Origin of the sequence: Ruminococcus flavefaciens, assembly GCF_900108555.1 — a bacterium.
Classification (GTDB): Bacteria; Bacillota; Clostridia; order Oscillospirales; family Ruminococcaceae; genus Ruminococcus; species Ruminococcus flavefaciens_P.
In genome coordinates this window covers 153,062-176,979 of the sequence record NZ_FNWV01000005.1, presented here as the reverse complement: position 1 = coordinate 176,979, position 23,918 = coordinate 153,062, and the positions used below count along the sequence as shown (strand labels likewise).

General features: G+C 43.2%; 21 protein-coding genes and 2 tRNA genes. 21 read left to right on the top strand and 2 right to left on the bottom strand.

The window, feature by feature from the left end; translation table 11 throughout:
• Positions 1-43: 43 nt before the first annotated feature.
• The 6 genes from BLW60_RS08930 (at position 44) to BLW60_RS08910 (ending at position 5,150) form a co-directional block, all read left to right on the top strand.
• A complete protein-coding gene (locus BLW60_RS08930; protein ID WP_074716550.1) occupies positions 44-1,195 on the top strand; it encodes an AAA family ATPase in 1,152 nt (383 codons plus the stop codon).
• A gap of 116 nt (positions 1,196-1,311) precedes the next feature.
• Positions 1,312-1,521: a hypothetical protein gene (locus tag BLW60_RS16470; RefSeq protein ID WP_207645927.1), complete on the top strand. Its 210-nt coding sequence runs from the start codon at positions 1,312-1,314 to the stop codon at positions 1,519-1,521.
• A gap of 50 nt (positions 1,522-1,571) precedes the next feature.
• On the top strand, positions 1,572-1,883 hold the full coding sequence (locus tag BLW60_RS08925; RefSeq protein ID WP_074716548.1) for a plasmid mobilization protein: 312 nt from the start codon (positions 1,572-1,574) through the stop codon (positions 1,881-1,883).
• Positions 1,883-3,208: a relaxase/mobilization nuclease domain-containing protein gene (locus BLW60_RS08920; protein ID WP_074716546.1), complete on the top strand. Its 1,326-nt coding sequence runs from the start codon at positions 1,883-1,885 to the stop codon at positions 3,206-3,208. The genes BLW60_RS08925 and BLW60_RS08920 overlap by 1 nt, the downstream gene beginning before the upstream one ends.
• A gap of 91 nt (positions 3,209-3,299) precedes the next feature.
• Complete coding sequence (locus tag BLW60_RS08915; RefSeq protein ID WP_074716543.1) at positions 3,300-3,497, top strand: hypothetical protein; 198 nt, start codon at positions 3,300-3,302, stop codon at positions 3,495-3,497.
• Between the two features lie 72 nt (positions 3,498-3,569).
• Positions 3,570-5,150, top strand: coding sequence for a recombinase family protein (locus BLW60_RS08910; RefSeq protein ID WP_074716540.1), 1,581 nt, complete (start codon positions 3,570-3,572; stop codon positions 5,148-5,150).
• 33 nt (positions 5,151-5,183) lie between these two features.
• On the opposite strand, the gene BLW60_RS08905 is transcribed toward BLW60_RS08910, so the two are convergent.
• Both BLW60_RS08905 and BLW60_RS08900 read right to left on the bottom strand, forming a co-directional pair.
• Positions 5,184-5,270, bottom strand: a tRNA-Leu gene (locus BLW60_RS08905).
• A 428-nt stretch (positions 5,271-5,698) separates the two neighbouring features.
• Positions 5,699-7,147: a sensor histidine kinase gene (locus BLW60_RS08900; protein WP_207645926.1), complete on the bottom strand. Its 1,449-nt coding sequence runs from the start codon at positions 7,145-7,147 to the stop codon at positions 5,699-5,701.
• A 171-nt stretch (positions 7,148-7,318) separates the two neighbouring features.
• Between BLW60_RS08900 and BLW60_RS08895 the strand changes: the two genes are divergently transcribed.
• The 15 genes from BLW60_RS08895 (at position 7,319) to BLW60_RS08825 (ending at position 23,913) form a co-directional block, all read left to right on the top strand.
• On the top strand, positions 7,319-8,005 hold the full coding sequence (locus BLW60_RS08895; protein ID WP_074716535.1) for a response regulator transcription factor: 687 nt from the start codon (positions 7,319-7,321) through the stop codon (positions 8,003-8,005).
• 108 nt (positions 8,006-8,113) lie between these two features.
• Positions 8,114-8,719, top strand: coding sequence for a hypothetical protein (locus BLW60_RS08890; protein ID WP_074716533.1), 606 nt, complete (start codon positions 8,114-8,116; stop codon positions 8,717-8,719).
• A gap of 119 nt (positions 8,720-8,838) precedes the next feature.
• Positions 8,839-10,722 (top strand): hypothetical protein, encoded by a 1,884-nt coding sequence (locus BLW60_RS08885; RefSeq protein ID WP_074716531.1) that lies wholly within the window; start codon positions 8,839-8,841, stop codon positions 10,720-10,722.
• A gap of 459 nt (positions 10,723-11,181) precedes the next feature.
• Positions 11,182-11,257: transfer RNA gene (locus BLW60_RS08880), tRNA-Pro, on the top strand.
• Positions 11,258-11,398: 141 nt separating this feature from the next.
• The gene (locus tag BLW60_RS08875) at positions 11,399-12,631 is read left to right on the top strand and encodes a UTP--glucose-1-phosphate uridylyltransferase (RefSeq protein ID WP_074716529.1); all 1,233 of its coding nucleotides are present in this window, start codon (positions 11,399-11,401) and stop codon (positions 12,629-12,631) included.
• Between the two features lie 75 nt (positions 12,632-12,706).
• Positions 12,707-14,440, top strand: coding sequence for an ABC transporter ATP-binding protein (locus BLW60_RS08870; RefSeq protein WP_074716527.1), 1,734 nt, complete (start codon positions 12,707-12,709; stop codon positions 14,438-14,440).
• Positions 14,433-16,172, top strand: a complete 1,740-nt coding sequence (locus BLW60_RS08865; RefSeq protein ID WP_074716525.1) for an ABC transporter ATP-binding protein — start codon at positions 14,433-14,435, stop codon at positions 16,170-16,172. The genes BLW60_RS08870 and BLW60_RS08865 overlap by 8 nt, the downstream gene beginning before the upstream one ends.
• Before the next feature lie 128 nt (positions 16,173-16,300).
• Positions 16,301-18,238, top strand: coding sequence for an aconitate hydratase (locus tag BLW60_RS08860; protein ID WP_074716523.1), 1,938 nt, complete (start codon positions 16,301-16,303; stop codon positions 18,236-18,238).
• Between the two features lie 4 nt (positions 18,239-18,242).
• Positions 18,243-18,632: a hypothetical protein gene (locus BLW60_RS08855; RefSeq protein ID WP_074716521.1), complete on the top strand. Its 390-nt coding sequence runs from the start codon at positions 18,243-18,245 to the stop codon at positions 18,630-18,632.
• A gap of 48 nt (positions 18,633-18,680) precedes the next feature.
• A complete protein-coding gene (locus tag BLW60_RS08850) occupies positions 18,681-18,911 on the top strand; it encodes a hypothetical protein (RefSeq protein ID WP_074716519.1) in 231 nt (76 codons plus the stop codon).
• Positions 18,912-18,940: 29 nt separating this feature from the next.
• On the top strand, positions 18,941-20,152 hold the full coding sequence (locus tag BLW60_RS08845) for an NADP-dependent isocitrate dehydrogenase (RefSeq protein ID WP_074716517.1): 1,212 nt from the start codon (positions 18,941-18,943) through the stop codon (positions 20,150-20,152).
• 21 nt (positions 20,153-20,173) lie between these two features.
• Positions 20,174-20,821, top strand: coding sequence for a redox-sensing transcriptional repressor Rex (locus BLW60_RS08840; RefSeq protein WP_074716515.1), 648 nt, complete (start codon positions 20,174-20,176; stop codon positions 20,819-20,821).
• Between the two features lie 517 nt (positions 20,822-21,338).
• Complete coding sequence (fumC, locus tag BLW60_RS08835) at positions 21,339-22,715, top strand: class II fumarate hydratase (protein WP_074716513.1); 1,377 nt, start codon at positions 21,339-21,341, stop codon at positions 22,713-22,715.
• Between the two features lie 24 nt (positions 22,716-22,739).
• Positions 22,740-23,537, top strand: coding sequence for a CoB--CoM heterodisulfide reductase iron-sulfur subunit B family protein (locus BLW60_RS08830; RefSeq protein WP_074716511.1), 798 nt, complete (start codon positions 22,740-22,742; stop codon positions 23,535-23,537).
• Positions 23,530-23,913, top strand: a complete 384-nt coding sequence (locus BLW60_RS08825) for a 4Fe-4S dicluster domain-containing protein (protein WP_074716509.1) — start codon at positions 23,530-23,532, stop codon at positions 23,911-23,913. The genes BLW60_RS08830 and BLW60_RS08825 overlap by 8 nt, the downstream gene beginning before the upstream one ends.
• Positions 23,914-23,918: the final 5 nt, after the last annotated feature.

The window sequence follows — 23,918 nt, the reverse complement described above, 5'->3', positions numbered from 1 at the left end:
AATCAAAAAACTGTACCATAATATATTTAGAGGGCAAAACGCTTTGCATTTCGCGGAGCGTTTTTTTGCTGTCAAAATAAAAGGGGGGATAGTTATAGGCAACGAATTAACGATCTACAACAGCGAGTACATAATGACAACTCCGCTGGAAAAGCAGGAGTACATCATCTACAAAATGATGTATCCCGGTCTGTATATCCTTGCAGGCGCACCGAAGATAGGCAAGTCGTGGTTAGCGCTGGACTTGTGTATGTCAGTCGCTAACGGTGAGCAGTTCCTCAAGCACGATACTAATATTGGTCAGGTATTGTATCTGAGTCTTGAGGACAACCTCCTTCGTTTGCAGAACAGGATATACGAACTCACAGACGAACCATGTGAGAACTTGAACTTCGCAATTGAAGCGCAGTCAATAGGCAACGGTCTGGAAGAAGAACTTGAAAAAAGTAAACAGGAGCTTCCTGATTTGAAAGTCATAGTCATCGATACGTTGCAGAAGGTCAGGTGCAACACTGATGTCAATTACGGTTCAGATTACAAAGAGCTCTCTGTGCTGAAAGCGCTTGCGGATAAGCTGAAAGTTGCAATACTTGTCGTACACCATACGCGCAAGTGTTATGACAGCGATCCGTTCAATATGGTGTCGGGTTCGACAGGTATCATCGGCAGCGTTGACGGTATCATGGTTATGATCGAAGAGCGTCGCGGCAGCGGTAAAGCAAAGCTGCATTGCGCTGGTCGTGACATTGAACACATGGAGTTGTGCTTGGAGTTCAGCGGTCACAAGTGGAATGTAGTTGACGATGTGCCTGAGCGTCAGCCAGATCTTTTCTCTTTCGCCATACATGACTTGATGGTAGATGAGAAACGCTTCACAGGTTCAGCAACTGAACTCTGCAAGCTGATGTACACACACTTCGGTCGTGAGTACGCTCCGAACTGGATAACGAGAAATCTTGTTCAGCATACCAATGAACTTAAAACATACGGAGTGCTATTCACAGCTCGAAGGAGTCACGGAGCTCGAATACTGGATCTGATTTACGACCAGTCGGGTGACAGTAAAAACGGAAGCCTGCTGTGGGTAGAAATTGCTGACCATGCCGGCACCCGAAGTTCAGAAAACGTCTATTTACCTTTGTTTGAGGCGGGTGACGGTAAAACAGAGGGTGACGGTATTTGTGATTCTGGGTGACGGTATAATGCTCTCGGGTGACGGTAAAATCACGCACAAAACGCGCCGTTTCTGTCGCCGATGCCAAATTCGGGTAGTTATCCTACCTGCGGCGGTGAAAGCGATTGTCGCGCAACGTGGAGCGAGTGTGGCGATACCGCACAGATACTATCGACAGAGGAGAAAAGTGGCAGTACCTGAGAAAAATCAACCCTTCTGGGTTGGCAAGCATAGCAGCTGGCATTCCGCCTGCCGCCTTGCTTGTCGGGCAGAAGCCCGAACCCACTTACGGCGAGCCGCCGCTCCCAATTGTGCCTCCGCATAGTCCCTACGGACAGGAAGTATAATTGTCGGCACGCCGAAACATTTTACAAAACGGAAGAAAAGGAGGGATTCTATGAGACGGAGAAACACAACCATAGCGATACGCTGCACAGAGGAAGAAAGCAGGCGTATCCATGAGCTCGCTGATAGGCATGGCTTGAGGCTCAATGACTTCATTATGCGGTGCGCTCTTGGCAAGAAAATCGTTGTCGCCAATGGAATCGACGAGATAGTCCGGCAGCAGAAAGCTATCGGTCGAAACCTCAATCAGATAGCTACACTGGCAAATATGGACAGGCTGACCGCCGTGAATTTTCAGCCGCTCCTTGATGAGCACAGGAAGTTCACGGAGTTGATAGGTCGGCTGCTTCGGGAGGTGAAATAGTGGCGACGGTCACAGCGATAAGTACGAAAGGCGGTGGCGGCGGCAAGAAAAGTCTCGACTACATCTGCCGCGATGATAAGACTGAGGGTAAGAAGTTTGTGACGGCTCTCAATTGTTCGCTGCCCACTGCCTATCAGGAGTTCAAAAATACCCGTGAGATGTACGGCAAGACTGACGGTGTGCGTTACTATCATTTCGTTCAGTCGCACCCGAGCGGCTATAATATCGTTCCTGCGCTTGCTCACAAGATCGCTGTTGAGTTTGCGGAGCGAGCTTTCCCAGGTCACGAAGTTGTAGTGGCAACTCACACAGATGCCGACCATATACATTCGCATTTTGTGCTCAATGCGGTCAATGCCGAGACAGGTCTGAAGTACCACTCGAACAAGTTCACACTGCAAGACCTGCGACAGCTCAGCGATGAGATATGTCAGAAGTACGGTGTAACAACTCTCAGCAAACCTGAGATTCACAAGCAGAGTAACGGTATAACTAACGGCGAGTATCGAGTTGCAATTCGAGGTGAGAGTTGGAAAATGGCTCTCTTCAATACCATTGATGTGGTCATGAAAAGAGCCAAGTGCAAGAAGCAATTCCGCTTTTACATGAAGCAGTGTGGCTACGATGTCAAGTGGGAAGACAGCCGGAAGTACATCACATACACTTGTCCCAACGGCAGGAGATGCCGTGACAATAAATTGCACGAAGCGAAATACAGGAAGGAGAATATGGAATATGAATTCGAAATACGAAGAAGCGAAAGAAGCCTCCAAGCAGAATTTGGAGGAGACACAGGACATACCAACTATGGTCTGCGTCCAGGAACACAACTGGCTGGCGCTGATCTCGCAGCTGAAACTTCTGACAGATACGCTGTTCGATGTCAAGGCTCAGACAGACGAAACTATGACATATGCACAGATGAAACAGTACCTGCAAAATCAGCGGACGATATACAATCAGCTGCTGGAACAGGGGAAGGAGATACAGGAGCAGACGTCACAAAACGTGACGGCAGAGGTGTCGAAGCTGGATCAGGCGGCGAAGGACCTCATATCACAGGCTGGGAATCTGAACGAGCGGACCTTATCGCAGCTGAAATGCTCAGGCGAGCAGAGCAGAAGTCACGGCTTCAGACTGCTCCGACTGGTGGTGCTGATAGAAGTGCTGCACCTGATATCGTCAGTGGCATTGCTGCTGTGGCTTCGATAATCGAGGACGAGCCTGTCGATGACGATACTGAGTATGCTCGAGAGCATGTTGACCGAAAGGCACTGGCGAAGGAGATACGGAAGAAGGAAGATCTCGGTATGCATATGGGGTGATGCCCAATCAAATAACGAAAGGAAAGATTAAAATGAACAACGTAAGAATCACAGGAAACATGAACAGAAGATTTGAGAGGAGCGTGGTATATTGGGAAAAACGAGAACTGAACCTAAGATCAAAACTGCAAATTTCATATACAGCGGTGATAAGACCGCCTTTGATAATTTCATAGAGGCTATGATCCACGACTATCTGAACTCATCAGAAACTACACAGACTGCTCACGTGGATTTTAGTGGAAAGGTCAAACTTTCAGAGGATAAAGAAAAAATAGTAGACTTCTGAGAAAGTCTGTGGTATGGTGTGTCGTAGCACCGGACAAGGTGCTGCGACTGCCAAAAAAAGGAGAGTGATTATATGAGAGCATGGCTCTATTACAGACTGTCCCGTGACGAGGACGCTGAGATGAACAGCTTACAGAATCAAAGACGGATACTTGCTGACTACGCAGAACAGAACGGATACGACGTTGTCGGAGAAAGCTTCGATGATAATGTTTCAGGAATGACATTCAACAGAAAAGGAATCGGTCAGCTTGAAACTGCTGTAGATGATGGAAAGATCGACATAGTTTTAGTCAAAGACTTATCCCGACTCGGCAGACATCGAACTCAGACTGCTTTGTTTATCGACCACCTGCGTGAGAACAACGTAAAGGTCTACTCGGTGACCGAGGGCATAGACTCGACTAATGAAAACGATGATATGCTCATCGGATTCAAGCAGCTGTTCAATGACTTCTATGCCAAAGACATAAGTAAAAAGGTGCGTGCAGGAGTGCGGCAGAAGCAGAAAACCACCGGCATAATCGAGACTCTGCCGATGGGGTATATAAAAGATAAGAATACTGATATGATAACAATTGATGAGGAGACAGCATGGATAGTCCGGGAGGTTTTCCGCTTGTACATAGACGGATACGGTCTGACAACCATAGCAAAGAAGATGAACGCGGACGGAATTAAGTCACCTGACTATTACTTCAACCGAAAGCTGAGCGACCATAAGCCTGACATCTCCAAGAAATATCTGTGGGTTCAGACTACAGTGAAGCGTATGCTGACTAATGAGCTTTATCACGGAACACTTGTGAATCACAAGACGGTAAGCTCAAAAATATATAAAACAATAACAGCAGTACCTGACGATGAGCAATATAGGCATGATAACTTTTGCGAACCTATCATAGACGAAACTACATGGAAACAGGCACAGTTCATGCTGGAACAGAGGTCGAAGATAAATCCACGCTCGCAGTGTGGACGTAACATTCACAGATATGCAGGAATGATAAAATGTGCCGAGTGTGGTGCAAGTCTTATTGCAAGACGAAGAAAATGGCGAGGTAATGAATATGTTGAATACACCTGCAACAGCAACCATCGCTACGGCAAGGAATACTGCACACCACATTCAGTCCGCGAGGAGCAGCTTGATGCACTGATAAATATTGAAATCGTATCTCTGCTTGAGTATATACAAGCTGAGAGTTCGAAATACGAAAAAATCGTCAAGAATTGGCTCAAAAAGAAGCCTAAGTATGATAAGGAAATACAGCGCAGCAATGAGAAAATCAAGCAGAAGCGTGATGAGATCGAACAGCTTATCATAGAGCGTATCAATGACCGTGACCATGCTAAGATCTACAATGATATGATTGAAAAGCGTGAAGATGAGATACGTTCTCTCGAAAAGAAGATAACCGACCTGCGGCATTATGATGAGGTCTGCAAGAAGCGCCGTGAAGAACTGAAGAATACTTCGGAACTGATAGAGACTATACTTGCAGACGGGCATATCTCAAATGTCAACCTGAGAATGCTTGTCCGTCAGGTCACAGTTCACCAGAACGAGGACAAGTCTATCGACATAAGCTTCGATATGAACGGCGCGTTCAATTACAACATAATGGAAGATGTTACAGATGAGATACTTTGATACAAAAAAGGCGCCTCACATTATGTGAGGCGCTGGTGCGGATAACAGGACTTGAACCTGCATGAACTTGCGTTCATATGGACCTGAACCATACGCGTCTGCCAATTCCGCCATATCCGCATAATGCCTGATAAATTTTACACGGCTCAGACTAACCGAGGCGGACTGTAAAACCAGTAGCTCCGCAGTACCATAATATTTTATCACAAATAGGTGAGTTTGTCAAGCTTTTTTTGAAAAAAGTCTTGTATCTTTTATTTAAACAAAGTATCCCCACTCGTTAAGAAGTGGGGATACTTTGTTTTTCACATTATCAAGCATCAATATTATACCTATGTAATATGGAAGAATGGCAGAGATAAGTGCTGATTGGTTATATTAGCTAATTATTAGATTGAGAGTAAAAAACACTGGCTTTTTTGCTGGAATTATGGTATAAGCGGCGAGCCGCCGCACCCTTTTTTGCGCTGAAGATAAAAATAACGGCACATTTTTCGCCGCGCTTCTTGCTATTTTCAAGCATTTATGGTATAATGTAAAAGTATTTATTATACAGGCAGCGTGAACATAAACGATGTTCCTTTGCCCACTTCACTTTCTGCCCATATCTTACCGCCGTGGGACTCGATTATGAACTTGCATATATAAAGACCAAGTCCAGTGCCTGTTTCGGAGTGTTTACCCTTGTAGTATCGCTCCCAGATATGAGGCATATCCTCTGCGGAGATACCGCTTCCTGTATCCTTTACGGTTACTTTTATGAAGTTTCCTTCCTCCTCTGCTTTGATAAGTATAGTACCGTTTTTGGTATGCTTTAAGGCATTGGAGACAAGATTTACGAAAACACGCTGTAATCTTGAACTGTCAGCATTTACTTTTGGCAATTCAAGAGGGATACGAATTGCGAGCCTGTTGTTGTTCTTATTGAGCACGGCAAAATAGGTCTCAACTGTCTCGCGCACAAGGCTGTCTATATCGCAGGGAGCAGGCTCCAGAACCATTCGTCCTTCCTCGATTCGGGTAGCGTCCAGTATCTGCGTTACCATAAGAGCCATACGGTTGGCTTCCGAGGAGATACGTTTCAGCTTTTCTTGTAAGGCAGCCGTATCGCAGCCGTTTGCAAGCTCCATTTCCGCATTCTGAGCATATCCCGACATAGTCGCAAGAGGAGTTTTTAGCTCGTGGGAAGCGTCCGAGAGGAAGGTGGTCTTCATCTCGTTTACCTTTACCAGCATATCATGCTCAGTAACGATAGGATCTGACAGTTTTTTTGAGAGAATGACCGAAATCACGATAAACAATATCAGCACTCCCGAAATAACCGCGACCATGATATATATTGACCTCTGGAAAAGATCATTCATTTCACCTAACAGAGAGTCAGTCTGCTCAGCTGCGATCTCATTGATAAGGTCTTTATAATGATTCTGGTCGAACAAAATTATACCGTAACATATATCATCATATCCAACAGTGTGATTTATCAGATGATCCCATGCGCAGATAAATCCCTGACCTTCCAGAGTATATATTCCTGTGCTTATTTCGGTATATTGTTCAATGTTTCTCTGAAGTGTATTTCCCATACCGTAAAAGGAAGGTTCTTTTGCATATTCTTTATCCAGTGCTTCGACGGCTTGCTGGATCATACGGTCACACTCAGGCTCGGAAGGTATACTGTGAAATTCACCGTTAGAATAAGTAAAACCAATAACATCATTAAACTCATGTGAAGTATCTATTTCAAAAAAATCAATCATATGCGTTTCAAGAACAAGCTTCGGATCTATATCAGGTATATCCTGCAAAGAGCCGAGCACTGTACATATGTTAGTTCCGAAGCTTTCGAGAGATGACTGCAAATTTCCAAGCGTGACCTGATAGAAGCCATGAGCGGTAGTATCAACGGTATTGCTTGCAATCTTAGATGTATGTGAAACAACTATATTAGTCGAGCGTTTATATACAAGATTAAAGACAAAAACAAATATTATCATTATAGTAATAAAACATATTAACAGAACACTAAGAAGCCTTCTCCGTAAAGCGCGGCTTTTGGAAATTTCTTTTTTCATTTTATCACTCCTTTATGTTGTTGAATACATTATACCATATTTTTTTCATTAAGTGAACAGAATTACGAAATTGTAATCACAGGGGGATTCATTATGCCACACATATTATTAGTAGAAGACGATTCAGACATCATGCGTATCAACAGGACATTCCTTGAAAACGAGGGCTATGCCGTACACTGTGCGGATTCGGTACAGACTGCTACATTTATGCTTGAAGAGTGCGTTCCCGACCTTGTACTTCTTGACGTTATGCTCCCTGACGGCGATGGTATGGACTTCTGCAAGATACTGCGGCAGAAAACACAGGCTCCCGTGATATTCCTTACAGCCCGTGACGAGAACGACAGCGTTATTATGGGCTTCCGCAGCGGCGGCGACGACTATATAACAAAGCCATACGACCTGAACGTATTAAAGGCACGTATAGAAGCACAGCTCCGCCGCAATGTAAAGCAGTCTCCTCAGCACCCGAAGATAGAGCTGCCCGAACTTACAGTTGATCTTTTTGCGGGAACAGCCACACTTGATGGAAATGAATACTCATTGCCTCAGCGTGAACTTCAGATACTCTATATGCTAGCCTCGCAGATAGGCTCGCGTATAAGCTATCATGATATATACAAGACTATATACGGCTGCGACGTGGAGGATAGCAAAAATACTATAAGAGTCAATATTTCCCGTCTGAAAAAGCATTTGAATATGGATGATATGAGTACATATGAGATAGCCGCCACATCGGAGGGCGAGTACGTTCTCAGACGTGTCATATTCTAAAATTGTTTTCAGATTACAAATCTGTAATTTTGCAACATGGTCTCTGTTTGCAATGCTATAATGGCATTGTCGGCAGAGACCTTAATATTTTTGAAAAGGAGAATAATTATGAAAAAGACTTTTATTATCATTGCAATGGCAGGCATACTCACAGCAATAACAGGCTGCGGAAAAACAGACAGCGGTATAACCTCTGATAACAACAAAACTACAACAAAGGCTATAGTAACAACCACAGCAGTTACTACTGCTGAAAACACATCAACTACTTCTGCAAAAGTTGACAATAAAAAAACTGAAAGCAGCGATACCAGCACAACAGCTGTATATGAAGAAAACACCGTTGCTTCACCTGTGACCAATGCCGATTATATGCAGATAGCAGGTGTATGGTATGAGGAAAAAGTTCTCGATTCCCATACACTTACTATTGACGGCGACGGAACATACAACGCAGATGTAAAGTGGAGTTCCAGCGCAGCTGATGGCAGTGCGTGGACATACATCTTTACATACGATGCGGAGAATGATGCTCTCGTTTGCAGCGGTTCGGGAGTAAATGTTGATTATTTTTATACAGAGGACGGTCAAAGCTCATATACGGAAAATTATAATAACGGCAGCGCCATGTTCTACACCGATAATAATGGAAATCTACTGTGGCTCGACAACTATGCAAATGTGGCTGACGAAATGTTATTCACAAGATGCTGAAAAAGTAATTACAAATTTGTAATTCTGTGCACAGAGCAGAAAAACTATGCTATTATATAATCACAGTAAAGGCACAGCGCCTAAACATAATAATTTTAAAAAGGAATGAGGTAGTTTTTATGAAAAAAATGATTTCTTGTCTCGCAGTTCTTGCAATGCTCACAGCAGTCCCCACAGCTACTGCTTTTGCAGAAGACCCCGCAGCCATATCAGTCACATCAGAGACTTCTTACTATGAAACTGACATCAGAAACCTTGTAGGTCAGTGGAAGTATCAGGTAGCTCCCGAAGGTATGAATATAACAGCAGGAGTAACTGACAACGGAATTATAACTGTAAAAGAAGACAGCACATACACATATACAGACCTTGACGGCAATACTCATTCAGGCACGGTAAAGGTGGATTATGATACATTTGGGGGAGAGTTCAAAGTTCCGTTTTTTGCATTCTATGAGGGTGACAAGTTCTTTATCGGCTGCTATTGCAGTCAGAATAATCCCAATGTATATATCACCGGAAACGGCGGAATGGCTCAGCTCTTATCGATTGATGCTGACTTTTCCGCAATAACAGGGGAATGGGAAGAAGTGAACGGCAACAGAAGAATTTTCAATATCAGTGCAGACGGTGCATATACTGTTACCTATCCCGACGGCATAATAATTCAGGGCTTTATCAAGATTGGAAATGAGATGTTCAGCGAAAACAGCGACGGCAAATGGTACAATTTCTATAATACAAACGGCATTGCATGGATAGGCTTCCCAAAGACTGATAGCGGAACAGTCGATGAATTAAAGGCCGGCGACTTTACTCTCAGGCGCAGGAACGCCGATACAAATGCTAATGCTCATCAGGAGCAATCAGAAGGCGGAAAGACTGATGACAAGAACGAGAGTGCATCATTTGATAAAGAGGATAAGACTATGGGGGCTATAAGAGTTATGGAAAACTTCAATGTAATTATGGCATTAACCGGTGCAAGTCCTGTTTATACTATCGATGACGGAAAAGTTAAGGGTTATGTAAAGGTAAATGACAGCCGTTTTACTTCTATAGCTGATCTATATGCATTTATTGCAGATAATTTCACAGGAGAAGCAAAAGAATCTTTTATAAGAGACATTGATGGCTATTTCATTGAGAAGGACGGTTCACTCTATGTACAATTAATACCTCGTTCTTTCTATCAGTTCCATACAGAGAACGGTGTTACCATCACAGATCCTGCTATGGACTACTGCACAGCTACGGCTAATAAGGGCGATAAACTCTACGGTTTTGGCAGAGCCGTACTCAAATGCGAAAGCGGCAAATGGCATATCGAAAGCTTTGAATTCGGTGATTTTTACGGAGCCGAAGGACATGATATTTCAGAGATAGCAGGCACATGGGACGAAGTTGATACACTTTATCCGAGGCAGCTTATCATAAGAAACGACGGTTCGTTTACTCTTATCTTCGTTGACGGAAGAGTAATGTATGGTACTGTTGAGGCAGAAGATATAGGTTATCCCAACGGCAGCAAAATGACATGGTTCAATCTTTACGATGAAAACGGTAACTTCTATACTGGTTTTGAAGCAACTTCACTGACTCCTCTCAATGACCTCTATACAGGTCAGGACTGCTCAGAACATTTTGTCCGCTATATAGAGCCCGAACACAAATATTCAACAGATGAGCTTCAGAAAATGGCGGCAAAAGATTATGAAGAAAAAACAGGTATCAGACCTGCTGATACACATTCAATGACTAACGTAGGCGGTTCTGTCACTGTTGTATTTACAGATGAAAAAGGCGAAGATTTTGACGCATATAATCTTGATCCCGATACAGGCGTCGGTGAGAAATTCTCTGACGGCAGCGTGGTAAATCTCCCGCAGACAGGTGTTAATTCCCTTGCGCTTGCAGGTACATTAGCAGGCGCTTCCGCTGTGGCACTTCTGGGTCTCGGTGTTGTTATCTGGTCGGGAAAGCTCCGCAAAAAAGAAGAATAATACAAGCATAAGTACAAAAGGAAGTTAAAAAGCAGCGAGTCCTGTTTATAACAGGACTCATTGTGATAATAGCAGGCATAGGTTTGAGCTTGACTTCTAAAAGCTATATTAATCCGATTTTTAGTTGTTGAGCAGACATTAAATATAAAAAACGGTCTCACATAATCGTGAGACCGATATTTTTTCACTATCATAGCGAAAGCTGAACCATACGCGTCTGCCAATTCCGCCATATCCGCATAATGTCTGATAAATTTCACACGGCTCAGACTGACCGAGGCGGACTCATTTCGAGTTGCTCCGCAGTAATATTTATTCTATCATAAACGTAGTGATTTGTCAAGCACTTTTTTGAAAAAATAATTAGATATTTTTCTTTTGCAATTTTTAAGAAAAAGCTTGACAAATTTTTTTAAGAGTGATATAATATATATCGTTGATTGCAAAGTATGAAACCGTCTGGGTGTGGCGCAGTTGGTAGCGCGCTACCTTGGGGTGGTAGAGGCCGTGGGTTCAAGTCCCGTCACTCAGACCAGATGCGATCAGCATTACCCCAAAATTCCGATACTCAAAAGAGTATCGGAATTTTTTTGTATATTATTGACTATTTTATATACCTGTGTTATAATATTATATAACTAAACGGCTGCAATGCCGTGTAAAATAGGAGGAGTTTATGATAAATCGTGATCAGGCGGCACGTATCCTAAAAGATTATGGACAGGAACATATTCTGAATTATTTCGACGAATTGACCGATAACGAGAAACAGGAATTATTATCTCAGATCGAAATTATTGATTTCTCTGTTCTTGATAATCTTGATGCTGAAAAGAACAGCAACACAGTCCGTGGAAAATTTGAACCACTCGGTGCTGTGACTATTGAAGATATCGCTTCCAAAAGTGATGAATATGTAAGGGCGGGTGTTGAAGCGATAAAGAAAGGAAAGACGGCGGCAGTTCTTCTGGCAGGCGGACAGGGAACAAGACTTGGTTTTGATAAGCCAAAGGGAATGTTCAACATAGGCGTTAATAAAGAGTTGTATATTTTCCAGTGCCTTATCAATAATCTTATGGACGTGGTAAAACTCGCAGGTGCATGGGTCCCTCTCTATATCATGACCAGTGAGAAAAACCATAAGGACACTGCTGAATTCTTCAAGGAGAAGGATTACTTCGGTTATGCTCCCGAATATGTTCATTTCTTTATACAGGATATGGCTCCTTCCGTTGATTTCAGCGGAAAGATTCTCATGGAAAGCAAGTCAAAGATCTCCATTTCACCTAACGGCAACGGCGGCTGGTTCTCATCACTTGTAAGAGCAGGACTGCTTGATGAGATAAAAGCCAATGGCGTTGAATGGATAAATGTATTTGCTGTTGACAATGTTCTCCAGCGTATTGCCGATCCCGGATTTATAGGAGCTGTTATAAAGTCGGGTTTGCAGTCAGGCGGAAAGGTCGTCAGCAAGGCTTCACCTGACGAAAAGGTGGGAGTACTCTGCCTTGAAGACGGTATGCCTTCAATTGTCGAGTATTATGAGATGACAGAGGAGATGCGCACTCTGCTTGATGAAAAGGGCGAGCTTGCGTATAAATACGGCGTTATCCTCAATTATCTTTTCAATGTTGAGAAGCTTGAGGAGATATGCGACAGAAAGATGCCTGTCCATGTTGTTGACAAGAAGATACCGTTTATGGACGAAAACGGCGAGCTTGTAAAGCCTGATATGCCGAATGGACATAAATTCGAGACACTCGTTCTTGATATGGTACATATGCAGGACAGCTGTCTTGCTTATGAAGTAGTTCGTGAAAAGGAATTTGCTCCTGTAAAGAACGCAGCAGGAGTTGATTCGGTCGAATCTGCAAGGGAGCTTTTAAAAGCTAACGGCATAGAAATATAATGTATCGGCGGCACTTTTGATGACTCGGAAGTGTCGCTTGCTATGTTTGAATATAAAACAGGTGGTTTGTAGAATATGAAAGATCTGCTGAAATATCTTAAAAATTACAAAAAGGAGCTGGTTTTCGGACCTTTTTTCAAGCTTCTCGAAGCTATATTCGAGCTTATAGTTCCTGTTGTAATGGCTAAGATAATTGATAATGGCATAGTACGAAATGACAGTTCCTATATATTTAAGATGAGCGGACTGATAGTTCTTCTCGGAGTCTGCGGTCTTGCTTTTGCGCTTACGTGTCAGTATCTTGCTGCAAGGTGTGCATACGGCTTTGGTACTGAGCTTCGTGCAGCCCTTTATAAGCATATCAATTCTCTGTCATACAGCAGCATTGACAAAATAGGAACTTCTTCGCTTGTAAACAGGCTCACCAATGATACGAATACAGTGCAGAACGGTGTGAATATGTTCATAAGGCTTGCAGTACGTGCTCCTTTTCTTGTTATAGGTGCTGCTGTAATGGCGGTTACCATAGATATGAAGCTTTCTCTCGTTTTCTTTGTAGTTGCGCCGCTTATATCACTTGTAATATTCTTTATCATGCGAAAGACTATACCAATGTACAAAAAAACGCAGAAATGTCTTGACCGCGCATCTATGCTTACCCGTGAAAACCTTGAAGGTACACGAGTTATAAGAGCTTTTTCGCGTCAACAGGAAGAAATTGATGAATTCAAGGAAGCTGTCGATGATATTTCAGAATGTTCCATAGCTGTCGGCAAGATATCGGCTATACTTAATCCTGTAGCATTCATGGTCATGAATTTAGGCATAGTAGCCGTTATATGGTTCGGCGGCGGCAGGATAAATGTGGGAAAGCTGACGCAAGGCGAGCTCACTGCATTTACGAACTATATGACACAAATACTGCTTGCACTCGTAGTTCTTGCAAATCTTATCGTTATTTTTACAAAGGCTTTCGCTTCGGCAAATCGTATAAGCGAAGTATTTGCGCTATTACCTGAGGAAAAAGGTGAAATAACCGTACTTGATGACAGCTCGGAAAAAATGATCGAGTTCAGGAACGTATCCTTTGCTTATGAGACCGCAGGTGACTATTCACTGAAAAATATCAGCTTTTCTGTCAAGCGCGGACAGATGCTTGGAATTATCGGAGGTACAGGCTGCGGAAAGTCTACTCTTGCAAATCTTATCCCATGCTTTTACAGGGCAACAGAGGGAACAGTCGATATCGCAGGCGTTGATGTAAATGATATAGAGCCGGATGAACTGAGAAAACACATAGGAACTGTTGCACAGAAGGCTATGCTTTTTACAGGAACTATCCGCGAAAATATGAAGTGGCGAAAAGCTGATGCTACAGATGACGAAATAATCGCTGCACTGAAAACTGCACAGGCTTGGGAGTTCGTTCAGCGTACTTCCGACGGGCTCGATACTGTGATATCTCAGGGCGGTAAGAACCTGTCGGGCGGTCAGAAGCAGCGTATCTCAATTGCCCGTGCATTGGTGGGAAGTCCTGATATCGTTATCCTTGACGACTCTACAAGCGCACTTGACTACAAGACCGATCTTGCTTTCAGAAAAGCACTCAGCAGCGACCTGCCGAATACTACTATTGTCATGATCTCTCAGAGAACCACCTCTCTTAGAGATGCTGACAAAATAATCGTTATGGACGACGGTGAGGCTGTTGGTATAGGTACACATGACGAGCTTGTCAACAGCTGTGAGGTATACCATGAGATATACTGCTCTCAGATGAATGAGAAGGAGGGCGAAAAAAATGCTTAAAACATTAAAGCGAGTATTCCACTACGCCCGTCCTTATATCATGTATTTTGTACTGACAGTTCTTTTTGCTGCACTTGGAGTATCGCTTTCACTTGCAGTACCTGTATTCATCGGTGAAGCTGTTGACTGCTGCGTAGGAAAGGGGAGTGTGGATTTCGATAAGCTCCTGAAAATAATAACTGCTCTTGCTGCTATGGTAATAGCAAGCACACTGTTTCAGTGGCTTATGAGCCTGTGTACGAATAAGCTTGCATTTTATACAGTCCGTGACCTCAGAGCGGATATTTTCAATAAGCTTGAGAGAGTTCCGCTCAAATATATCGACGGACATACAAAGGGTGAGCTTACCAGCCGTGTCATCAATGATATCGAGATAGTTTCGGACGGACTTCTCCAAGGCTTCACTCAGTTTTTCAGCGGTGTAATAACTATAATAGGTACGCTTATATTTATGCTGACTATAAATGTAAAGATAGCTGTCGTAGTCGTTATACTTACGCCACTGTCGTTCATTGCAGCATCAAAGATAACAAAAGCTTCGCACAATTCATATATGAAGCAGTCGAAGCTGCGAGGTGATATGGTGAGCCTTGCAGAGGAAATGGCAGGAAATCAGAAGATAGTAAAAGCTTTTGTGTATGATGAACGCGCGGAGAAGAGATTTGAGGAGATTAACAAAGCCTATGGCGAAATAGGTGCAAAGGCGACGTTTTTCAGCTCTATGACTAATCCTACAACGCGATTTGTCAACGGTCTTATCTATGCTGCGGTCGGACTTCTCGGTTCTCTCGGAGTTATAGGATACTGGGGATTTCTCGGTAAAATGACTGTGGGAAAGCTTTCCAGCTTCCTTGCGTATGCAAATCAGTATACAAAGCCTTTCAATGAGATATCGGGAGTTTTTGCAGAATTGCAGAACGCAGTTGCTTCGGCACAGAGAGTATTTGATGTACTTGACGAAGAAGAGATAAGCGATGACAGCGATAAGGAAGTATTGTCGTCGTGTGACGGCACTATAAAGTTTTCAGATGTATTCTTTTCTTATTCTCCCGATGTAAAGCTTATCGAAAATTTCAGCCTTGACGTTAAGGCAGGACAGCGAATAGCTATCGTTGGACCTACAGGCTGCGGAAAATCAACTATAATCAATCTTCTGCTTCGTTTTTATGATATCAATAAAGGAAAGATAGAGATATCGGGCAAAGATATCTTTGATCTTACAAGGGACAGCCTGCGGAGTTGCTTTGGCATGGTATTGCAGGAAACATGGGTATTTACGGGAACTGTTGCAGAAAATATAGCTTACGGCAAGCCCGATGCCACAAGAGAAGAGGTAGAAAAGGCTGCAAGATCGGTATATGCTCACGGTTTCATAAAGAGACTGCCCAACGGCTATGATACCGTCATAAGTGAGGACAGCGGACTTTCACAGGGACAGAAACAGCTTATATGTATAGCAAGGATAATGCTTATGGATCCGCCTATGCTTATTCTTGACGAAGCTACAAGTTCCATAGATCTGCGTACGGAACAGCGAATACAGAAAGCATTTCAGAAGCTTATGGAGGGAAGAACCAGCTTTGTCATAGCACATCGTCTTTCAACGATCAAGAATTCCGATGTTATCCTCGTTATGGAGCGCGGAAATATCATAGAACAGGGAAGTCATACAGAACTTATGGCAAAAGGCGGTTTTTACTCAGAATTGTACAATAGCCAATTCGTATCATAATATGTCAAAAGAGCTTCATATGAGGCTCTTTTTGTTTATGATAAAAAACTTTGTTTAATTCTTGACAAACTGTAAGAAATGTTGTACAATTAGAATGTATTCTTATGTATTGAAAGGAATGATCTTCAATGGGTTTAACTTTAACTGAAAAGATCCTCAGAGCACACTTGGTTGACGGCGAGTACGTCAAAGGTCAGGAGATCGGTATACGTATCGACCAGACCCTTACTCAGGACGCTACAGGCACTATGGCATATCTTGAATTTGAAGCTATAGGCGTACCTCGTGTAAAGACCGAGCGTTCAGTGGCTTACATAGATCATAATACTCTCCAGAACGGTTTTGAAAACGCTGATGACCACAGATTTATCGGAAGCGTTGCAAAGAAGCACGGTATTTACTTCTCACGTCCCGGTAACGGTATCTGTCATCAGGTACACCTTGAGCGTTTTGGTATCCCCGGAAAGACTCTTATCGGTTCTGACAGCCATACACCTACAGGCGGCGGTATCGGTATGATCGCTATCGGAGCAGGCGGACTTGATGTTGCTGTTGCTATGGGCGGCGGTGCGTATTATATCACCTGCCCTAAGGTCGTAAAGGTTGAGCTTACAGGAAAGCTCCGTCCGTGGGTAGCTGCTAAGGACGTTATTCTTGAAGTTCTCAGAAGAATGTCTGTTAAGGGCGGCGTAGGCAAGGTCATCGAGTACTGCGGCGAAGGTGTAAAGACACTTTCAGTTCCTGAGAGAGCTACAATCACAAATATGGGCGCAGAGCTTGGTGCAACAACTTCTATATTCCCGTCAGACGAGATCACAAAGCAGTTCCTCAAGGCTCAGAAGCGTGAAGAGGTATGGACTCCTCTTGCTGCTGATCCTGATGCTGTATATGATGAAGAGTTAAAGATAGATCTCAGTGAGCTTGTTCCTCTTGCTGCCTGTCCTCATTCTCCTGACAACGTAAAGAGCGTTGAAGAGATAGGCAGACTCAAGATAGATCAGGTATGTATCGGTTCATGTACAAACTCTTCTCTCCTTGATATGCTCAAGGTAGCTCATATCCTCAAGGGTAAGACAGTTAATCCTGATGTATCACTTGCAATTGCTCCAGGTTCAAAGCAGGTCCTCAATATGCTTGCACAGAACGGTGCGCTTTCGATACTCATTGATGCAGGTGCAAGAATCCTTGAAAGTGCCTGCGGTCCATGTATCGGTATGGGACAGTCACCTAACTCAAAGGGTATCTCTCTCCGTACATTCAACAGAAACTTTGAAGGCCGTTCCGGAACTAAGGACGGACAGATCTACCTCGTTTCTCCTGAAATGGCTGCTGTATCAGCTCTTACAGGCTATCTCACTGACCCGAGAGAGCTTGGCGAAATGCCTGACTTCAAGCTTCCTGAGGAGTTCGTTATAAATGATAATATGGTGGTACCTCCTGCATCTGTTGAGGAAATGGACAGCATTGAGATACTCCGCGGACCAAACATCAAGCCATATCCTGAAACATCACCTCTCCTTGAGACTATTGATGCTCCTGTATCGCTCAAGGTCGGCGACAATATAACAACTGACCATATTATGCCTGCCGGTGCGAAGATACTTCCTCTTCGTTCAAATATTCCGAAGATCTCACAGCACTGCTTTGCTGTATGCGATGAGAGCTTCCCTGAGAGAGCAAAGTCTCTTGGCAAGAGCATAATCGTTGGCGGTTCAAACTACGGACAGGGTTCATCAAGAGAGCACGCTGCACTTGCTCCTCTTTATCTTGGTGTAAAGGCTGTTCTTGTAAAGTCATTTGCAAGAATTCATCGTGCTAACCTTATCAATGCAGGTATTCTTCCTCTTACATTCGTAAATGAGGCAGACTACGACAATATCGCTCAGGGCGATGAGCTTGTGCTTGCAGATGTTAGAAAGGCAGTAGAAGAAGGCAGGACAGAGTTTACAGTCCTTAATAAGACAAACGGCAAGTCTATACCTGTACTCTGCGAGCTTTCAGGACGTACAAAGGATATCATGCTTGCAGGCGGACTTCTTGATTTCACAAGAGAATCTATGAAGTAATAAAATGAAAATATCGGAAATTTTTAAAGATATATTATCTGATGTGAATACAAAGAACCAGAGGACTGAGGAGGCGCGGAGAGAGCGCGGCGTTTACTGGATGACTCCGCGGGATCAGGCCGGAAATTATTTCAGCAGCTTTATGGTGCTTCTGCTTCCTCAGTTTCTGGGCTTTGTGCTCGGACTTGCTGTAACAAAGCTGCTTGGGTTCGGCGGTGCTGCCTATTTCGTAATAGGCGGTATCAGTGCTCTGGCGGTAGGTACATATAAGAGCGTTTCTTTTGACAAGATATCACTTACGCCCGCAATTGTAAGAAATATCATTCTTATGCTTCTTTTCTGCGGTGCATTTGCTCTGTTAATGTTTTTTGGCAGTCGTTCAGACAGCAAATAACTTTTTGCATATTAAAGTTTATAATAATATTGGAAATGAGGGTGTATAATGCATTTATCAGAAGTGCTTTGCAATGGATTTATGGACGCTGCAAGAAGAATAGTGATACCAACTACCAAAAAAGGCTGGATGATCTTTATCATCTGTATTGTTGCATACGTAGCTGCTTATATGGGTGTTGGTGTTGTTAAAAAAGATATATCTGAAAAGGGAAGAAGCACAGTGGCTCTTATTGTCACAGTTGTAGCGGTCATAATAGGTTTGATCGCTTTTGATTGATTAATTATTTGATATGGAGGTATAAACCGATGGCTAAGATAACCATGAAAACGCCGCTGGTCGAAATGGACGGCGACGAGATGACCAGAATTCTCTGGCAGTGGATCAAGGAAACTCTTCTTGAACCATATGTAGAGCTTAATACCGAATACTATGATCTTGGACTCAAGCACAGAGAAGAGACTAAGGATAAGGTTACTATTGACTCAGCTGAGGCTACCAAGAAGTACGGTGTTGCTGTAAAGTGCGCAACTATCACACCTAATGCAGCAAGAATGCCTGAGTATAACCTCACACAGATGTGGAAATCACCAAACGGTACTATCCGTGCCGCTCTCGACGGAACTGTTTTCCGTACACCTATTATAGTTAAAGGTATCGAGCCTTATATCCCGACATGGACTAAGCCTATCACTATTGCACGTCACGCTTACGGCGATGTATACAAGAATACAGAAATGCGCGTAAACAAGGGCTGCAAGGCTGAGCTTGTCGTAACTGACGAGAACGGCAACGAGACTCGCGAGCTTATCCACGATTTCAAGAAGTGTGACGGTATCATTCAGGGACTACACAACCTTGATGACTCTATCGCAGGCTTTGCAAGAGCTTGCCTTAACTACGGTCTTGACCTCAAGCAGGACGTATGGTTCGCTTCTAAGGATACAATTTCAAAGAAGTATGACCACCGTTTCAAGGACATCTTCCAGGAGATATTCGATAAGGAATACAAGGATAAGTACGAAGCAGCAGGCATCGAGTATTTCTATACTCTCATTGATGACGCTGTTGCAAGAGTCATTCGTTCAAACGGCGGCTACATCTGGGCTTGCAAGAACTACGACGGCGATGTTATGTCCGATATGGTATCTACAGCTTACGGCAGCCTTGCTATGATGACATCTGTACTTGTTTCTCCTGACGGTATATATGAGTATGAGGCTGCACACGGAACTGTTCAGCGTCACTATTATAAGTACCTCAAGGGTGAGGAGACTTCTACAAACTCTGTTGCAACTATTTTTGCATGGAGCGGTGCTCTCCGCAAGAGAGGTGAACTGGACAATACTCCTGAGCTCTGCGATTTCGCTGATAAGCTTGAAAAGGCTACTATCCAGACAATTGAAGATGGAGTTATGACAGGTGATCTTTACCTTATTTCTAAGCTTGACAACAAGAAAAAGGTCGATTCCAAGACTTTCCTTGATGAAATAAAGATAAGACTCGATAAATTAATGTAAATAGAGAGAAGGCATATCACGATGTCAAAAAACTCAATATCAAACTCTGTTATTAGAAGGCTTCCGAGATATTACAGATTTCTTGGAGAGCTTGAAAACAACGGATATGTCCGTATATCTTCAAGGGAACTGTCTGAGAAAATGGGGCTCACAGCTTCTCAGATAAGACAGGATTTCAATTGCTTCGGTGAGTTCGGTCAGCAGGGATACGGCTATAATGTCAGCGACCTGCGTATCGAGATAGGCAAGATACTTGGGCTGGACAAGCAGACTCCTATGATACTTCTTGGTGCGGGAAATCTGGGCAGAGCTATTGCTACACATATTGATTTCCACAACAAGGGATTTGACCTTATTGGCGCTTTCGATATCAATCCTGATCTTATCGGAAAAGATATCGGTGAACTTAAGGTCAGGGGAGTAGATGAGATAGGAACTTTCTGCGCTGAGAACAGACCTGTTGCGGCTATACTCTGCGTGCCTATGTCTGCGGCTGAAAAGCTTGCTGATACTCTTATAGAGTGCGGAATAAAGGCTTTCTGGAACTTTACCCATTACGACCTTAAAGTAACGCATAAAGGCGTTGCTGTTGAGAACGTTCACCTTGGAGACAGCTTAACTACGTTGTCATATTGCTTGAATAATCTTGACGAAAAAAGTAAAATATGAGAGTGTGCAGCAGATACAAAAGTATCTGCTGCTTTTTATCGGAAAGAATGTGAAAAAAATATCAAAGATTTTTGAACGATATATATAATATAGAATTATCCTATTCTGTAACGGAATTGCTTTTAGTAAGCATTGCATAAAAGAAATGACAAGTTTTTAAGCAATTGTATAAAACTGGAAGATAAACAGGTGGTATAATTACTGCTGTTATATATGCATAAAACTCTTGTTTACTATAGAAAGTAAGACAAATGCAACAAAAAAAACACACTTTGTTCTTAATTATGTATAAACGATAAAAGAGTAATATAAAAACCAATATATCATATCATTTTGTGCTCGATAAATGTCCGCAGCCATTTGTTAATTAGATATCAATATCTGAATAGCGATATTCTTAAACTGAATTTGAATTTATTGAAATATACTGGTATACTAATATTGTGTGATAATGTGATAAGGGGATTGATGCCGATGAGCGGCATCTCCTCTTGAAATGTTTAGGAGTGGATATTAAATGGATTATCGTATCGAACATGATTCTATGGGTGAAGTGAAAGTTCCCGCGGATAAGTATTGGGGAGCTCAGACAGAACGAAGTCACGAAAATTTCCTTATCGGCGTTGGTATTGAGACAATGCCGAGGGAAATAACCCACGCATTCGGTATACTCAAAAAAGCCTCAGCTATTGCAAATCATTCAGTCAGACCAGAGAGAATGACCGATGAAAAGCTTTCCGCAATATCACAGGCTTGTGATGAGGTCATCAGCGGATCTCTCAACGATCATTTTCCATTAGTTGTATGGCAGACAGGCAGCGGTACTCAGTCAAACATGAATGCCAACGAGGTTATTGCAAACCGTGGCAATGAGATCGCAGGTGCTAAGCTGCTCCACCCGAATGATGACATAAATATGAGCCAGTCATCAAATGATACATTTCCGACAGCTATGCATATTGCAGCTGTTATTGCTCTTGAGGATAAGGTCGTTCCTGCGATCGATACTCTTGTTGAGACCTTCAAACGCCTTGAAGCAGAGAATGAGGGTATTGTAAAAAGCGGCAGAACTCACCTTCAGGACGCTACTCCTATTAAATTCTCACAGGAGATAAGTGGCTGGAGAGCTTCTCTGGAAAAGGACAGGAAGATGATACTTACTGCCTGTGAAGAACTCAAAGAGCTTGCCGTAGGCGGTACAGCCGTTGGTACAGGTCTTAATGCGCCTAAGGGCTTTGCGGAAAAAGCTGCCGAAGCAATAAGCAAGCTTACAGGAAAGAAATTTGTATCCTCGGATAATAAGTTCCATTCACTTACGTCAAAGGACGAGATAGTATTTGCTCACGGTGCGTTAAAGGCTCTTGCAGCAGATATGATGAAGATAGCGAATGATGTCAGATGGCTTGCTTCCGGTCCTCGTGTAGGCCTTGGCGAGATACGTATCCCCGAGAATGAACCGGGCTCATCTATAATGCCGGGAAAAGTCAATCCGACACAGTGCGAACAGGTAACTATGGTAGCTGTTCAGGTCATGGGAAATGATGTTGCTGTTGGTATGGCTGCTTCACAGGGCAATTTTGAACTCAATGTGTTTATGCCTGTTTGTGCATATAACTTCTTACAGTCCGCAAGACTTCTTGCTGAGTCCATTACATCGTTCAATAAGAACTGTGCTGTTGGAATTACGGCGAATAAGGAGAAAATGCACCACAATCTTTATAATTCACTTATGCTTGTTACAGCTCTTAACCCTTACATTGGTTATGAGAATGCAGCAAAAACAGCCAAAAAGGCTTTCAAGGACAATATTTCCCTTAAAGAAGCCTGCGTTGAACTCGGTTTCCTTACAGCTGAAAAGTTTGACGAGGTTTTCCACCCGGAGGAAATGGTCTGATATAAAATGAAAGGAAGCGTGCATATGGAAACTTTTACATACTACCCTGGCTGTACGCTGAGAACAAAGGCTAAAGATCTTGATACATATGCAAGATCTTCCGCCGAAGCTCTCGGTATCGCTCTTGAAGAGCCTGCTGACTGGCAGTGCTGCGGCGGAGCTTATACTACAGCTAAAGACGAGATAGCTACAAAGCTTTCAGCGGTCAGGACACTTAATTCCGCAAAGGAAATGAACAGACCGCTTATCACTGTCTGTTCAGCCTGTCATAATGTTATAAAGCAGACTAATTATGATATTGCAAACGATGAAGAAATGGCTTCAAAGGTCAATAATTACCTGAAGCTTGACGAGCCTTACAGCGGCGAGACGACTGTATATCACTATCTTGAGATGCTTCGTGATGTGGTGGGATTTGACAACCTTGCACAGAAGGTGGTTGATCCTTTCAAAGGCAAGAAGATAGCTGCTTATTACGGCTGCCTCCTTCTTCGTCCCTCAAAGGCACTTGCTATGGACGATCCCGAAAATCCGACTATAATGGAGGATTTTATAAAGGCTATCGGCGGAACTCCTGTTATATACGCTCAGAGGAACGAATGCTGCGGCGGATATATAACCCTTGAGGATAAGGCTCAGGCTTCAAAGAGAAGCAGAGCTGTAATGGATTCCGCTCAGGATCAGGGAGCTGATATGATGATCACTGCCTGTCCGCTTTGCTTGTATAACCTTAAAAAGAACTCAGGCTCAGAGCTTCCTGTTTATTATTTTACAGAGCTTCTTGCTGAGGCACTGGGATTAAAGGAGGGTAACAATGAATAAGAACCTGAAAGAGCAGGTGATACGTTCAAGCGGTGTTAACGTGCTGAAATGTATGCGCTGCGGAAAATGCTCGGGAACTTGTCCTTCCTACGATGAAATGGAATATCATCCTCATCAGTTTGTCTATATGGTGGAAAGAGGCGACATTGAGACTTTAATGAACTCAAAGTCCATATATAAATGTCTTACCTGCTTTGCCTGCGTAGACAGATGCCCGCGAAATGTTGAGCCTGCAAAGGTAGTTGAGGCTGTACGCCTTGCAGCTGTTCGTCAGCAGGGCAATAACCATATGAACCCGAACCAGATACCTGAAATGCTCGATGACGATCTGCCACAGCAGGCTATCGTTACTGCTTTCAGAAAATACATAAAGTAAGGAGG